Source organism: Rhizobium sp. GW821-FHT14E12 (assembly GCF_058803745.1).
This window is the reverse complement of record NZ_JBXAPH010000002.1, coordinates 1,043,953-1,058,178: the sequence shown is the minus strand read 5'-3', so window position 1 is coordinate 1,058,178 and position 14,226 is coordinate 1,043,953. Positions and strand designations below refer to the sequence as shown.

The window sequence follows — 14,226 nt, the reverse complement described above, 5'->3', positions numbered from 1 at the left end:
ACGCCAAACCGTCGACTGAATGTATCGATGTATCACCACGAAGGCCGCTTGCGACAAACTGTAACAAAAACGAACCGATTGCCTTGTTTTGGTCCGGCTTTTGACATCACGCTGCTAATTAGACCGGTTATCTCTGTGTCTAGCGAACAGGAGGTAGCCATGACTTATAAAGAATTGACGATAGCCGATGTTCTCAACGATCCGTTGATCCGACAGGTAATGCGCGCGGATCAGGTGTCCCTGACCGGAATGACGAACCTGCTGCAGGATGCAGCGCATAGGCTGAAAAGCGCGAAAACATTGCGCGGCAAGGCGGATATCGGCTTGCCGGGCGGTATAAACCCGATCGCGGTGGCCAACGTGGCTTGCAATGATGCGTGGCGGCCACATCAATCGTGTGGCCGTTGATGATCGCTTTCGCTGAAGCCCAGCTTCCAAAAACTGACGGCGCGCGTATTCGCGCGTGAGAGGCCGAGATCTTTGCGCCAATAGGTCCTGAGAGCCCGCGCCGTCGCTGATTCCGCTCCGGCCCACAGGCCGAACGATACGTCGCTAGGCGGCCGGATAGCCTTCACTGCCTCTTCGAGCAGCAGCGAGCGCCCGGCGGCCTCGCCGTTTCTATGCAGCCATCTGATATCCATGCCGGCCGGACCCGGAAGCGTCTGTTCCTCGCCCTTGTCGGCCACCTCGATCAGGACAATGCCCTGTGCCGTCTCGGGCAGGGCTTCGAGCATGCGGGCAATAGCGGGAATGGCGGTCTCGTCACCGGCCAGTAGGCACCAGTCCATCGCCGGCATGCTGCCACCGCCGGGACCCATCATGCCGATGACATCGCCGGAACGCGCCGCCTCGGCCCAGGCGCTGGCCACGCCCTGGTCGCCGTGCAGCACGAAGTCGACATCGATCTCGCCGGCGGCAACGTCAATGCGTCGGATCGTATAGGTACGGGTCGTCGGCCGCTTGCCGTAGGGCGGCCAGGCCGGGCGCCCGTTCGGGCCGAGAACTGGCCATTCGGGAACCTCAAGGTCGGCCGGCGGAAACAGCAGCCAGATATGGGGATCGCCGGTGGTGAACCAGTCGAGGTTCTCACCCTTCAACGTAATGCGGCGCATGCGCGCCGTCAGATCGGCGACGGCTGCGACCGTCATGATCCGCAGATTGGGAACGACGCTGCTGTCGCAACCGTCGCCGCTCCAGCGAATATCCGGCTTCTCGCGCCAGGCGAATTCCTCGAGATGGCTCGTCATCACATCCCTGACGGTCGCGAGCGATGGCAGGTCTCCGGCTTCCGCGTATAGACGCAGGCCCTGTTCGGTGACATCCATCGTGCCGATCCCCCAGGGGAATACGGCGCTTCCCATATTTCCCGAAAACGTGGTCGGCACTTCCTCGGCGAAATGTTCGAAGACCTCAGCGAGATATTGTTTCGGCGTAGGCAGGGCGACTTCGGCGCGGGATGTCAGCTTTGTCATGAGGCGGTAAGTCCTGAGTTGGCGATGCGAGGCGGAGCGATGGCGGGATCCGCGCTTCGGCGGGAGAGGGGTCATGGATCGCGAAGATCGGCCCAGTAGGTTCCTTGCATCGGAACCGCGAGAAATTTTTCGTTGATCTCCGACAGCGTCCGTTGCGGGTCGATATCGGCGAAGAGATCCGGGTGAAACCACTTCGCCATCGCCTCGACCGCAAGCACATTGGTTGGAGAATGGAAGAAGAAGAGCCAAAGCGCATGCGCGCGGCCCTTTGCGAAAGCCGAGAGCGTTCCGATCCCCGGCTCCTGCGCCGCGTCCTTCAGCGCGGAATGAACAAGCTCCGTGGAAGCGCCGGGGCCGATCATAAAGCCGCCGCTGCCGGGAAGATCGGCTCCGCCGGCGGCGATATAGACGTCCGGGTCCTGCGACAGGACATATTCCAGGCTGAGCTGGCCAGTCGCACCCTTGATGACCGATTTCGCGATATTCTCGCCACCGGCGAACTCGATGAATTCACCGACCTTGCCGCCAGCCGACCAACAGCACTCCCAGCCGCCGGCGCGGGCATGCAGGAAGACCTTGGGTCTGACGACATAGGCTCCGGCCAATCGCTCCGAAATTCGCCGCATATGGCTCTCGTAGAAATCGATATAGGCCTCGGCACGACCTTCCTGCCCGAGCGCCTTGCCAAGAATCCGCATGCTGGCGGCGGTATTCTTGATCGGGTCGTTGAAGAAATCGACATAGGCGACAGCGACGCCGGCCGCGCTCAACTGCGTCTCCATGGTGGTGGACGTGCCGAACCACAGCGGGACAATGACAAGGTCCGGCCGGAGGCTCAGCGCCTTTTCGACCGAGAACGTATCGGCGGTCGTCCCGCCAACAACCGAGATGTCCGCCATACGGGGAAAGCGCTGCTTGTATTGGCCATAAGTCGATGGGTCGAACCGAACGAAATTATCCGCCCAACCGACGATCTGATCCGTCGGATCGGACTCGAGCAGGGCCAAGGCCATCAGCAACTGGCCATCGGCGAGGATGATGCGGCGGGCCGGGTGGGGCAGTTCGATCGTCCGTCCGGCAATGTCGGTGAAGATCACGGGCTCTGCATTCGCCGCCGCCGCGCCGCAGATGATCGCGGTGCAGGCGACAATGATCAATATGCCGCGCGCGACGAGACGCGCGCGGTAGACTGCCATTGTCCGAAGCAGGAGGTTCAGCCCGAGCACTTGCACTACCACCGATATTTCAGATTGGCGGTAATCGTCCGGCCGTTACCGTAGAAGCACGAAGTCTCGCTCCAGCACGACGACACGAAGGTCTTGTTGAACAGATTGGTCGCGTTGACCGATAGCTGCAGATTTTTCATATCCGGGTTCAGTTTGCCGAAGTCATAGCGCAGGGCAGCGTCCACCAGCGTGTAGGCGGGAACCTTCAAGCTGTTGGCGGCATCGCCATAGGACGAACCGACATAGCGGACACCGGCTCCGAGGCTGAGGCCATCCAATGTGCCGTCGTCGAATTCATAGTTGCCCCAGAGCGAGGCGAGGTTGCTCGGCACGCCATAGGGGCGCTTGCCCTGATAGGTCGTGTCCTCGGTATTCTTGATGTCGATATGGGAATAGGAGGCGATCAGGCTCAGATTGTCGTTGACGTTGACATGGGCTTCGAGTTCGACGCCGCGCGACCGGACCTCACCCGTCTGCACGGAGGCATAGGGATGCGACGTATCCGGGTCCGCCGTCTTTACGTTCTGCTGGGTGATGTCGAACAGCGATGCCGTGAGGAAGCTTTCCCAGCCATCCGGCTGGTATTTGACGCCGACTTCATATTGCTCGCCCTTGGTCGGCTTGAACGGATTGCCGGACCAGTCCGTGCCCAACACCGGCTCGAAGGATGTCGAATAGCTCGCATAGGGCGCGATGCCGTTGTCGAAATTATACATAAGCGCCGTGCGCCAGGAGAAAGCCTTGTCCGACTGGGGCACGTAGGCCGGCGCATAATTGTTGCGGGTTTCGGCGTCGACCCAATCGCCACGGATACCCGTCAACAGCGACAGGTTGCCGAGTTTCATCTGGTCCTGAACGTAAACGCCGGTCTGGTTGAGCTTCTGGCTGGTCACATAGTCGAGGCTCGGCGATGCGATGGTCTGGTAGTAAACTGGATTGAGTACGTCGAGCGGATCGACCGCCCCATAACCCATCTTCACGTCGGCATTGTTGCGGCGATAGTCCAGCCCGAACAGCGCGGTGTGCTGGATCTCGCCCGTCGAAAATTCGGCCTGGGCCTGGTTGTCGATGGCGAGACCATCGAAGGATTCGACCGAATGGATCGACATGCGCGACAGTTGGGTTGGCGTCAGCCATCCATTCTGGAAGACCGACTTGTAATCATAGTCGGCATGCATGAAGCGCAGGTTCTGCCGCACGGTCCAGATGTCGTTGAAGCGATGCTCGAATTCGTAGCCGATCGAATATTGCGATCGCTGCGACTGGTCGAAATTCGGATCGGCCTCGGTGAAGTTGCGCGACAGCTTGCCCCAGGATGCTGATTTCACTGTGCCGACATAGGGAAGATAGTTGAAATTCCCGGCATTCGGATCGCGCTGGGCATTGCCGAGAATGGTCAGCTTGGTGTCGCCGTCCGGCTGCCATGTTACCGCCGGAGAGATCGAGAGGCGCTGATCCTTAGCGAAATCGACCTGGGAATCCGCGTCACGCGCAACACCTGTCAGACGATAGAGCACCGTGTTGTCATTATTGACTGGACCGCTGAAGTCGAAGCCGATCTGCTTGCGGTTGAAGGTGCCGTATTGCAGGTCGACCTCGTGAAGAGGCTCTTCCGTCGGCCGCTTGCTCCAGAGATTGACCACGCCACCCGGATTGACGGCGCCGTAAAGGATGGAGGAGGGGCCTTTCAGCACCTCGACCCGCTCCAGCATATAGGGGTCGATCGAGGGCGCGATGTAGTAAATGCCGCGCGGCATGCGCAGCCCGTCCATCAGCCCGACCCAGTTTGCCTCGGAGCCGCCGGGCGTGCCGAAGCCTCGGATGTTGGGATAGTCATAGCGTCCGGTGCGCGTTTCGGCGGCGACGCCCGGCGTATAGCGCAGCGCCTCGGAAACCGTCTTTGAGTTCTGGTCTTCCATCTGCTTGCGCGTGACGACGGAGACCGATTGCGGCGTTTCGATCAAGGGCGTGCCGGTCTTGGTTCCCGTCAGGGCATTCTGCGCGATATAGCCATCGGTCGGGCCGAAGGCCCCATCCTGACCGGTCACGGTGATCGGCGCGAGTACGGTCGAGCCGTCCGCCGCCGTTCCGCTTGCCGCCGTGGTGGTGGGGTCGACGAGGGCCGCCGAGCCGGGTGCGCCGACGCGAACGACAATGCCGGTGCCGGCGACAAGGCGCTGCAAGGCCTGCGTCGGTGTCATCGACCCGATCGCAGCACCCGATGTCTTGCCGCGTGCGATTGCCGAGGAATAGCTGATCTGCCAGCCGGTTGCGCGAATAAAGGCACCGATGGCCGAGCCAAGCGGCTGCGCCGGAATCTGGAAATTCATCGCTTGCGTGGCGGCCGGACGCGCTTGTTGCGCCATGGTGGGCGATACAGAAGTGACACTGAGGCAGCTTAGAAGTGTCGACGCCAGAAGCGCCCGCACTAGGATGCGCTCCCTGCCTTGTTTCCTGATCTGCTGCCCATGCGATGACATCCGCCCCATTTCCATCTTGCCGATAATCCCTTCTGGCCCCAGAGGGTTCGGACCGCATCGTGCGCAACCGTCACCCTTCAATACGTAGACGCGGTGGGAATGCGGAACCGGCAAAAAAAGTTGAGAAATTATCGCAAGATTATGATTCCGCCCGGAATCCGGGTCATTCCTACGCCCGCGGCGTCCGCCAGGGTGCGAATGGCGCCTTCGATACTGTCGAGGCGATAGTTGCCGGTGACGATCAGCCGGCTGATGCGGCTGTCGGCGACGATGATCGTGCCGCCGTAATAGCGGCGCAATTCGTTGAGCACGGTCCCAAGCGGCTGGTCCTCGAAGACGATGCGTCCATCGCGCCAGGCGAGAGCGCGGGACGGATCGGCCTTTCGCACCGCCGACAATGACGTGGCCGTCGCCGTTACAGCCTCGTCGGGCTCCAGCCTGACCTGCTCGGCCGCATTGCAAAGACAGGTGACTTCGACATGGCCCCGCTCCAGCACGACATCGTCGGAGTCATCGTCGGTACGCACCGAGAACGCCGTGCCGGTCACCTCGACCTCACCGAAATGGCCGGCCACCCTGAACGGATGGGCTGCATCATGCTGCACGTCGAAGAAGGCCTCGCCCTTCAGCAGCCGCACCGTGCGCTGGCCGTTCTGGAAATCGAGCGCGACGGCCGACGCGGTATTGAGGATCATGGTCGAGCCGTCGGGAAGGCTGACTGTGGATTGATCGCCGGTCGCGGTGATGTAATCAGCCTGCCAGTCCAGCATCAGTTTCGGATATTGCCAGGCACCCAGCACGGCCAATAGCACCGCAGCTGCGGCCGCAAGGCGGGGAAGCCAGCGCACCTCTTGTCGCCGCGATGCGGCGGTCTGCTTGGCGGCGCTTTCCGCCATCGGGAGAGAGGCGACCGCCTTTGCTAAGGCGGTGGAACCCCACATTGCCTCAAGGGCGTGAAACTCCTCCGCGTGTCGCGTGTCGCGATCGAGCCAGGCTTGAAACTCTCGCATGGTGCCGGTGTCGGGTTCGGCGTTGCGCAGGCGGGCGAACCACTCGAGCGCCGCATCGGCGATCGGATCGTCGTGAACGTAGCCTTCGCCCGTCTCGTCCTCGTTGTCCGTGCCGTTCCGTCCCACTCAGGCCATCCCATCTTCAGTGCATCGCGGGTCCCTATAACCTAGACGTTCGGCAATCTGAAACCCGGCAAAAAAGGTTTCCCTCGGGCATACGATGTCTCGTAAGCCAGTGACGGGAAGGGGTAACCCTCGCAACGTGATAGATGTCATTGCCATCGGGGGATCATTTCTTGTCGAGCCGCGCGAGCGCGTCCCGGCAATGCCCCATGGCGAGCTTGAGATCATTGAACACCGTCCGCTCGGAAATGCCCAGATGCTCGGCGATGCGGAGGTTCGACCATTCTTCCAGACGGCTGAGAACCATGATCGTCTGCGCCCGCTCGGGAAGTCCGGAAAGCGCCTTTTTGAACCAGCACAGTCTTTCGCGCTCGATGATCGCATCCTCGATAGAGGGGATATCGGCGGCAATAGCGGCGATGGTCGCTTCCTCGACACCTTCGGCCTCGATGCCGGCGCGGGTGTTCTTGCGGCGCAGATGATCCAGCGCGAGATTGCGGGCTGTCTGATGCAGGAAGGCCTCGACATGCTCGATCGGGCCGTTGTCGGCTGCCCGCCGCGCCCTGACATAAGTCTCTTGCGCGAGATCCTCGGCCGTTTGCGGATCGCGCACGATACGCATCACGCTCCATAATAGCGAACGCCGCTGTGTCTCGAATATGGTGTTCAGGACGGAGGACATGACGACGCCTCTTTCCTCAAGCTTGACGATACCCAATAACCGAAATCAACGCATGTCGTGGCGGGAGCCGCGAAACCTGCCGGTTCCCACGCCCGCTCGTGTCCTGTTCCCGTGTCCCGGTCAGTTCGCGTCGACAATCAATCACACCCGCGTCATCAGTCTCTGGCAAAGGGCTTCACCCAAACACCGATCCTGCCATAGGCGGACTGAAAAAACCTTGCAACCGCAGTGATTTAGAATGGATGCAAACTTTCGTGCGGACGTGAATAAAAGTGGATTATAATTGACATGTTTTCTACTTGATTTTATTGCGCCTCTGCCGTCCGGTCAGATGACAGGCGGGGCGTTACACACTCTTGGCAGGCCGTGAATTGATGATCCGGCGTTGCGCCCGTGCAACAGTTTAGCCATGCCGACTGGCCTGCGGACGAAGCCGGTGAAAAAAGTGGGGAATGAGCGAAGATCGGGGCGTCTTGGCCTTGCGGTGTCCGCGGACGATCGGGGATTTGTAGGGCCAAGGCTTGGAAATGTTGATCTCCAGACAGCTCGAGGCTAATCGTTCAAATACTTAATGTCCGTCAGGTCGCTTGCCGCACCGAATGAAGGCAAAGCGTTCTTCTCCACAGGCTCTCCGGGATACCAGCAAGATGAATTCGCACGTCAATGACCTCAATGCGCTCGTACAGCAGCTTTCATCGCAGCAAGAGGAGCATTTGATCGAGGTCCGCCGCGATATCCATGCCCATCCAGAGACTGGCTTCGATGTCGTCAGGACGAGCGGCGTGGTCGCCCGCGAGCTCGCAAGCCTCGGGATCGAGCATCAGACCGGCATCGGCCGTACCGGCGTTGTCGGCTTTATCAAGGGTGGGCGCCCCGGCCCGACGCTTCTCATCCGGGCCGACATGGATGCCTTGCCCATGCAGGAACAGACCGGCTTGCCGTTCGCCAGCCAGATCGAGGGCAAGATGCATGCTTGTGGCCACGACCTGCATACGGCGACCTTGATCGGCGTCGGCGCGATCCTCAAGGAGATTGCACCCCGTCTCAGCGGCAACGTCAAATTGATGTTCCAACCGGCGGAGGAAACCCAGGAAAGCGGCGCGGCGGCGATGATCGTCGACGGCGTGCTTGATGGTGTCGACTATGCGCTCGGCTTCCACAATTATCCGGATGAGCCCGTCGGAACATTCAGCTTCATCCGGGGCATATCGAACGGCTCCTCCGACGAGTTCGACATCACCATCCACGCCAAATCCGGCCACGCCGCGCGCCCGCATGCGGCAATCGACCCTGTCGTCGCCACAGCACATCTCATCACCCAATTGCAGGCAATCGTTTCGCGCGAGGTCGACCCCATGCGCCCGGCTGTCCTAACTGTCGGCTCCATTCATGGCGGCAACACGCACAACATCATCCCCGACTCCGTTGCCATCATGGGAACGGTTCGTTGCCAGGACGCGGAATCCCGCGACGTGATCGAGGCTGCCATGCGCCGCGTCTGCGAGGGGCTGGAAGCATCCATGCGCGTTCGCTGCGAGGTGAATTACGTGCGCGGCGTGCCCTCGCTGATCAATGACGAGCATATTCTGACGACCACCATGTCGGCGATCCGCGAGCATTATGGCGACGTCGTCCTGGAGCGCGAGGCGGGCCTCGGCGCGGAGGATTTCGCTCTGGTCGGCGCGAAGGTTCCGGCCTTCCAGCTCGGCGTCGGTTCCTCCCAGGAAGGCCGCAACGACCGTGTCCACAATTCCGACTATCAGCCGGATGAGCGCTGCATTGCAAACGGCGTCGTGGCGCTGTCGCTGGCAGCCGTAAAGCTCCTGGCTTAGCCGGCGGAGCCTCCATTTACGACACTGGAGCAATTGCCGAGCCTACTTTGCATTTTGTTTCTTCCGGATCGTTGATTTTTAGGAGGAAATTGCGCGCTTGATGTTAGCCGATACCATAGGAAATGTGCCACGCGGCCACCGCGATGCGGAGCCGGAGGCGATAAGATGAAGAGGAACAAATTTTAATGCCGGGCGAAAAGACGATTTCGAACATCCTGCAGCCGACACGGCGCCGGTTCCTGCAAACCGCGGGCGCCCTGTCGGCGACGCTTTCGGCAGGCGGGCTTTTGCTTCCTGGCAGCGCTGCGGCGCAGGCGGAAACGCCGGTCAGGGGCGGACATCTCGTGCTGGGGCTGGATACGGCCTCGAGCTCAGACAGGCTCGATCCTGCCTTCTACACCGAAGCTTATATGTACACGGTCGGCTTCCAGCTCTTCAACACCGTCGTCGAGCTCGGCCCGGATGGCAAGCTGATCGGCGCACTCGCCGAAAGCTGGGAACCGGCAACGCCCGATGGCAGCAAGTGGGTCTTCAAGCTGAAGAAGGGCATCCAGTTCCACAATGGCAAGGAACTGACCGCGCAGGACGTCGTCTATTCGCTCAACCATCATCGCGGCGAAAAGAGCAATTCCGGTGGCAAGGGCCAGCTTCTGGCGGTGACCGACATCAGCGCTTCCGGCACCCATGAAGTGACCGTGACGCTGAACTCGGGCAATGCCGATTTCCCCGCTGCTCTCGTCGACTACCATCTCGGTATCGGCCCCGACGGCGGCGACTTCGACAAGGGCGTCGGCACCGGCGCTTTCATCCTCGAAGATTTCCAGCCCGGCGTGCGCGCGCTCACCAAGCGCAACCCGAACTACTGGGCTTCGGACCGCGCCTTCGTCGATTCCGTTGAAACCATCGCGATGAGCGATGCGACCGCCCGCATGGCGGCGCTGTTGAGCGGGCAGGTGCATATCATCAACCGTGTCGAGCCGCGGGCCGTCAGCCGGCTCACGGCCCGTCCGGGCGTGCAGATCCTGCGTTCGCAGGAAAACACGATGTATTGCTTCCCAATGCGGGTCGACACTGCTCCCTACAACAATCTCGACCTGCGGCTGGCGCTGAAATATGCGATCGACCGCGAGGAATTGCAGAAGAGCCTTCTCGTCGGCACCGGCGCCATCGGCAACGACAATCCGATCGCCTCCTGGAACCCCTATTTCGCCAAGGACATTCCGCAGCGCGCCTATGATCCCGAGAAGGCGTCCTTCCACTTCAAGAAGGCGGGTTCGCCGAGCGGCATCCAGCTTAGCGCCTCCGACAACGGTTTCCCCGGCTCGGTCGATGCGGCACAGCTCTATCAGGCTTCCGCCGCCAAGGCCGGCATCACCATCGATGTCGACCGCGTTCCCTCCGACGGATATTGGGACGAGGTCTGGCTGAAGAAGCCATTCGTCGCCTCCAACTGGTCGGTACGCCCGACGGCGGACGCCATGCTGTCGCTGATCCTGCAGTCCGACGCGCCTTGGAACGAAACCGCCTGGCGCGACGAGTCCTTCGACAAGCTGCTGGCAGCGGCTCGTGTCGAGCTGGACGAGACCAAGCGCAAGCAGATCTATCATGACCTGCAGGTGAAGCTGGTGGATGAAGGTGGCGAGATCATCCCGCTCTTCGTCGACAATCTGGCGGCTGCCAGCGACAAGGTCGGCGGCTATGTGCCGGTCCCGGGCGGCGGTGATCTCAGCGGCTACCGCATCGCCGAGCGCGCCTGGCTCAAGGCCTAAGACACCCCGCAACAGAACGCCTATCGGTCCCCGGATTGCCATCCGGGGGCTCTTTTTTCCCGATAGGGCCGCTAAACCGTTGCGCTAGGCTGTCATTCGCGATAGCGGCCATGCGTGGAATTTTTCGGAACAGACAGATGAACAACCAGCCTCTGGCTGAGGAGATCCAGCTCGAAACGCAGGCATTGACGCCACCGGCACGCAAATCGGCCAGTGGTCATCTCTTGCGCCTGCTTATCAAGCGCCTGGCTCTCGGTCTCGTGCTGTTATGGGCGGTCTCGCTGGTTATCTTTGCAGGAACCCAGATCCTGCCCGGTGATGTTGCAACCGCCATGCTCGGCCAGCAGGCAACGCCGGAAGCGGTCGCGAGCATCCGCAAGGAGCTTGGCCTGGAGAAGCCCGCGCCACAACGCTATGTCGAATGGCTCGGTGGCGCCGTGCGCGGCGATTTCGGGCGCAGTTACAGCAATCGCCAGGATATCGCCAAGAGTATCGCGCCGCGCCTGAAGAACACGCTTTATCTGGCGGCGATGGCGGCGATCATTGCCGTGCCATTATCGATCCTGCTTGGGATCCTCTGCGTGCTTTACGTCGGAACCTGGGTCGACCGGACCATCGGCATCGTCACGCTCAGCGCCATATCGCTGCCGGAGTTTTTCGCGGGCTACCTGCTGATCGCCTATTTTTCCGTGAGCCATTTCTGGCTTCCGAGCAGCGCCACCGTTTCCGACGCTATGCCCTTGGGGCAACGTCTCATCACTATGCTGCTTCCCTGCCTGACGCTGGTTCTCGCCGTCGTCGGACATATGATGCGTATGACACGAGTAGCACTTCTGAATGTCATGGCGTCTCCCTATATCGAGACGGCGTTCCTGAAGGGGCTGCCGGGCTGGCGCATCATCTGGAAACATGCGCTGCCGAATGCCGTATCGCCGATCGTCAATGTCGTGGCGCTCAATCTCGCCTATCTGATCGTCGGCGTTGTCGTGGTCGAGGTGATCTTCGTCTATCCCGGCATGGGCCAGTATCTTGTCGATCATGTCGCCAAGCGTGACGTGCCGGTCGTGCAGGCTGCCGGCCTGATATTTGCCGCCGTCTATATCCTGCTCAACATCATCGCCGACATGGTGGCGATCCTGGCCAATCCCCGATTGAGGCATCCGCGATGAGAAATCTGCCGCGTTTGACGCCCCTGGCGGTGATCGGCCTTGCCGGTCTCATTATCTTTCTCGTCATGGCGGTGCTGGCGCCCTGGATCGCACCGCACCCGGTCTCGCAAGTGGTCGGCGGTGTCTGGGACATGCCGTCCGCCAACGCACTGCTCGGCACCGACAATATCGGTCGCGATCTCTTCTCGCGCCTGCTCTGGGGCGCGCGCATCACTTTTGTCATCGCGGCGCTTGCGACCCTCCTTGCCTTCGTCATCGGCGTATCGCTCGGCTTCTACGCCGCTGTCCGGCGCGGCATCATCGATCAGGTGCTGTCGCGGTTGAACGATTTGGCAATGGCGATCCCGACGCTGATCCTGGCGCTGGTCGTGCTCGCCGTTCTGCCGAAAACCACGATCGTGCTGGTCCTCGTCATGGCCGGGCTCGATGCAACGCGGGTCTTCCGCGTCAGCCGGGCGCTTGCCAGCGATCTCGTTACTCTCGACTATGTCGAAGTGGCGCGCCTTCGCGGAGAGGGCTGGGGCTGGATCATCTTCAGGGAAATCCTGCCGAATGCGCTGTCGCCGCTGCTCGCCGAATTCGGCCTGCGCTTCGCCTTCGCCATTCTCTTCCTGTCGACGCTTTCCTTCCTCGGCCTCGGCGTCCAGCCGCCCATTGCCGATTGGGGCAGTCTGGTGAAGGAAAACAAGGATGGGCTGGTGTTTGGCGTCTTTGCCGCCCTCATTCCGGGTGCTGCAATCGCGATCCTCGTCATCTGCGTCAATCTCGTCGTCGACTGGATGCTCCAGAAGACCACCAGCCTGAAAGGTGTTCGCCGCCATGGCTGATACCTTGCTCAAAGTCACAGATCTGGAAATCAAGGCCGGCGATCAGATTATCGTCGACAAGGTGTCGTTCACGCTGGAAAAAGGGCGTGTACTCGGCCTGATCGGTGAATCCGGGGCAGGGAAATCCACGATCGGGCTCGCCTCGCTCGGCTATAGCCGCGACGGCTTGCGCATCACCGGCGGTCGCGCGGACCTGAACGGCACCGACATCTTGAGCTTGCGCGGTCGCGATTCCAGACGTCTGCGCGGCGCGGCGGTCACCTATGTCGCCCAGTCGGCCGCAGCGGCCTTTAATCCGGCCTACCCGCTGATCGAACAGGTGATCGAAGCCACGCTCTGGCACGGCCTGATGAACCGCAGCGATGCCATAGCGCGGGCAAAAGAGCTTTTTGCTCTGCTCGGCCTGCCCGATCCGCAGAATTTCGGCGACCGTTATCCGCATCAAGCGTCTGGCGGTCAGTTGCAGCGTGCGATGACGGCGATGGCGCTCTGCCCGCATCCCGAACTGATCGTCTTCGATGAGCCGACGACCGCGCTCGATGTGACCACCCAGATCGAAGTCCTCGCCGCCATCAAGCAGGCGATCGAGAAGACCGGGACCTCCGCGCTCTATATCTCGCACGATCTCGCCGTGGTGGCGCAGGTGGCCGACGAAATCCTGGTGCTGCGCCATGGCCGAACGGTCGAGCAGGGACCGGTCGATCGCATCTTCAATGCGCCGCGGGAAGACTACACGAAGCAGCTGGTCGCGATGCGCCAGTCCGAAAAGCCGGCGAAGCCTGTAGCAGATGCGCAGGCCCTGCTTAGCATCAAGGACATAGAGGCAGGATATACGCCCGGCACGACCGTACTCAAGGGCATCAGCCTGGATATCGGTCGCGGCGAAACGCTGACGGTCGTCGGCGAATCCGGCTCGGGAAAATCGACGCTGGCGCGCGTCGTTACCGGCCTGCTGCCTGCCGCCAAGGGCAGCCTGCGTTTCAACGGGCAGGCCCTGTCGGGCGACCTTGCTTCACGCGGACGTGACATCTTGCGCGACATCCAGATCATCAACCAGATCCCCGATCTCGCGCTCAACCCGCGTCAGACGGTCGAGGCGATCCTTGCCCGGCCGCTTGCCTTTTATTTCGGTCTTGGTGGGGCCGAGCTCGACCGGCGCGTGACAGCGCTCCTCGATCAGGTCGAGCTGGCGCAGACCATGCGTGACCGCTATCCCTCGGAACTCTCCGGCGGCCAGAAGCAGCGCATCTGCATTGCGCGCGCGCTTGCGGCGAGCCCCAAATTGATCATCTGCGACGAGCCGACATCGGCGCTTGACCCGCTGGTGGCCGAAGGCATTCTCGGCCTTTTGACGCGACTACAAAACGAGAGCGGCACATCCTATCTGTTCATCACGCACGATCTCGCCATCGTGCGCGCCATAGCCGATACGGTCGCGGTCATGCTCGATGGTAAAGTGGTGCGCTATGGCCGTAAGGACGATGTCCTGGCGCCGCCCTTCGACGCCTATACGGAAAAGTTGATCGCATCGGTCCCGGAAATGCGCCCCGGCTGGCTAGACGAGGCAATCGCCAGGCGGACGCCCGGAAAAGCCGCTCACTGATCGCTGCCGGAATTACGATTTAGTAGAAACAAG

Annotated in this window: 11 protein-coding genes; 6 read left to right on the top strand and 5 right to left on the bottom strand. The window is 61.3% G+C overall.

Annotated elements, in window-relative coordinates; translation table 11 throughout:
- Positions 1 to 27: 27 nt before the first annotated feature.
- A complete protein-coding gene (locus AC1RO0_RS12965) occupies positions 28 to 408 on the top strand; it encodes a hypothetical protein (RefSeq protein WP_498593275.1) in 381 nt (126 codons plus the stop codon).
- Here the strand turns inward: AC1RO0_RS12965 and AC1RO0_RS12960 are convergent.
- The 5 genes from AC1RO0_RS12960 to AC1RO0_RS12940 all read right to left on the bottom strand — a co-directional run bounded on the left by AC1RO0_RS12960 (position 390) and on the right by AC1RO0_RS12940 (position 6,993).
- Positions 390 to 1,472, bottom strand: coding sequence for a siderophore-interacting protein (locus tag AC1RO0_RS12960; protein WP_498593274.1), 1,083 nt, complete (start codon positions 1,470 to 1,472; stop codon positions 390 to 392). The two genes, AC1RO0_RS12965 and AC1RO0_RS12960, sit on opposite strands and share 19 nt — an antisense overlap.
- A 71-nt stretch (positions 1,473 to 1,543) precedes the next feature.
- Positions 1,544 to 2,710 (bottom strand): ABC transporter substrate-binding protein, encoded by a 1,167-nt coding sequence (locus tag AC1RO0_RS12955; RefSeq protein ID WP_498593273.1) that lies wholly within the window; start codon positions 2,708 to 2,710, stop codon positions 1,544 to 1,546.
- Positions 2,704 to 5,178: a TonB-dependent siderophore receptor gene (locus tag AC1RO0_RS12950; protein ID WP_498593272.1), complete on the bottom strand. Its 2,475-nt coding sequence runs from the start codon at positions 5,176 to 5,178 to the stop codon at positions 2,704 to 2,706. The genes AC1RO0_RS12955 and AC1RO0_RS12950 overlap by 7 nt, the downstream gene beginning before the upstream one ends.
- Before the next feature lie 128 nt (positions 5,179 to 5,306).
- Positions 5,307 to 6,314, bottom strand: a complete 1,008-nt coding sequence (locus tag AC1RO0_RS12945; protein ID WP_498593271.1) for a FecR family protein — start codon at positions 6,312 to 6,314, stop codon at positions 5,307 to 5,309.
- Between the two features lie 163 nt (positions 6,315 to 6,477).
- Entirely contained in the window at positions 6,478 to 6,993 is a 516-nt protein-coding gene (locus AC1RO0_RS12940) for an RNA polymerase sigma factor (RefSeq protein ID WP_498593270.1), read from the bottom strand.
- A 647-nt stretch (positions 6,994 to 7,640) separates the two neighbouring features.
- Here AC1RO0_RS12940 and AC1RO0_RS12935 point away from each other — a divergent pair.
- The 5 genes from AC1RO0_RS12935 (at position 7,641) to AC1RO0_RS12915 (ending at position 14,193) form a co-directional block, all read left to right on the top strand.
- A complete protein-coding gene (locus AC1RO0_RS12935) occupies positions 7,641 to 8,825 on the top strand; it encodes a M20 metallopeptidase family protein (RefSeq protein ID WP_498593269.1) in 1,185 nt (394 codons plus the stop codon).
- A gap of 185 nt (positions 8,826 to 9,010) precedes the next feature.
- Complete coding sequence (locus AC1RO0_RS12930) at positions 9,011 to 10,594, top strand: ABC transporter substrate-binding protein (protein WP_498593268.1); 1,584 nt, start codon at positions 9,011 to 9,013, stop codon at positions 10,592 to 10,594.
- A gap of 137 nt (positions 10,595 to 10,731) precedes the next feature.
- Positions 10,732 to 11,763: an ABC transporter permease gene (locus AC1RO0_RS12925; RefSeq protein WP_498593267.1), complete on the top strand. Its 1,032-nt coding sequence runs from the start codon at positions 10,732 to 10,734 to the stop codon at positions 11,761 to 11,763.
- Positions 11,760 to 12,590: an ABC transporter permease gene (locus AC1RO0_RS12920; protein ID WP_498593266.1), complete on the top strand. Its 831-nt coding sequence runs from the start codon at positions 11,760 to 11,762 to the stop codon at positions 12,588 to 12,590. The genes AC1RO0_RS12925 and AC1RO0_RS12920 overlap by 4 nt, the downstream gene beginning before the upstream one ends.
- Positions 12,583 to 14,193 (top strand): ABC transporter ATP-binding protein, encoded by a 1,611-nt coding sequence (locus AC1RO0_RS12915; RefSeq protein WP_498593265.1) that lies wholly within the window; start codon positions 12,583 to 12,585, stop codon positions 14,191 to 14,193. Before AC1RO0_RS12920 ends, AC1RO0_RS12915 begins: the two co-directional genes overlap by 8 nt.
- Positions 14,194 to 14,226 lie beyond the last annotated feature (33 nt).

What these genes read in the sequence shown, in the direction of transcription:
- AC1RO0_RS12965 (WP_498593275.1), top strand. Translation starts at nt 28, where the DNA reads ATGTATCACCACGAAGGCCGCTTGCGACAAACTGTAACAAAAACGAAC.
- AC1RO0_RS12960 (WP_498593274.1), bottom strand. Translation starts at nt 1,472, where the DNA reads ATGACAAAGCTGACATCCCGCGCCGAAGTCGCCCTGCCTACGCCGAAA.
- AC1RO0_RS12950 (WP_498593272.1), bottom strand. Translation starts at nt 5,178, where the DNA reads ATGTCATCGCATGGGCAGCAGATCAGGAAACAAGGCAGGGAGCGCATC.
- AC1RO0_RS12940 (WP_498593270.1), bottom strand. Translation starts at nt 6,993, where the DNA reads ATGTCCTCCGTCCTGAACACCATATTCGAGACACAGCGGCGTTCGCTA.
- AC1RO0_RS12935 (WP_498593269.1), top strand. Translation starts at nt 7,641, where the DNA reads ATGAATTCGCACGTCAATGACCTCAATGCGCTCGTACAGCAGCTTTCA.
- AC1RO0_RS12930 (WP_498593268.1), top strand. Translation starts at nt 9,011, where the DNA reads ATGCCGGGCGAAAAGACGATTTCGAACATCCTGCAGCCGACACGGCGC.
- AC1RO0_RS12925 (WP_498593267.1), top strand. Translation starts at nt 10,732, where the DNA reads ATGAACAACCAGCCTCTGGCTGAGGAGATCCAGCTCGAAACGCAGGCA.
- AC1RO0_RS12920 (WP_498593266.1), top strand. Translation starts at nt 11,760, where the DNA reads ATGAGAAATCTGCCGCGTTTGACGCCCCTGGCGGTGATCGGCCTTGCC.
- AC1RO0_RS12915 (WP_498593265.1), top strand. Translation starts at nt 12,583, where the DNA reads ATGGCTGATACCTTGCTCAAAGTCACAGATCTGGAAATCAAGGCCGGC.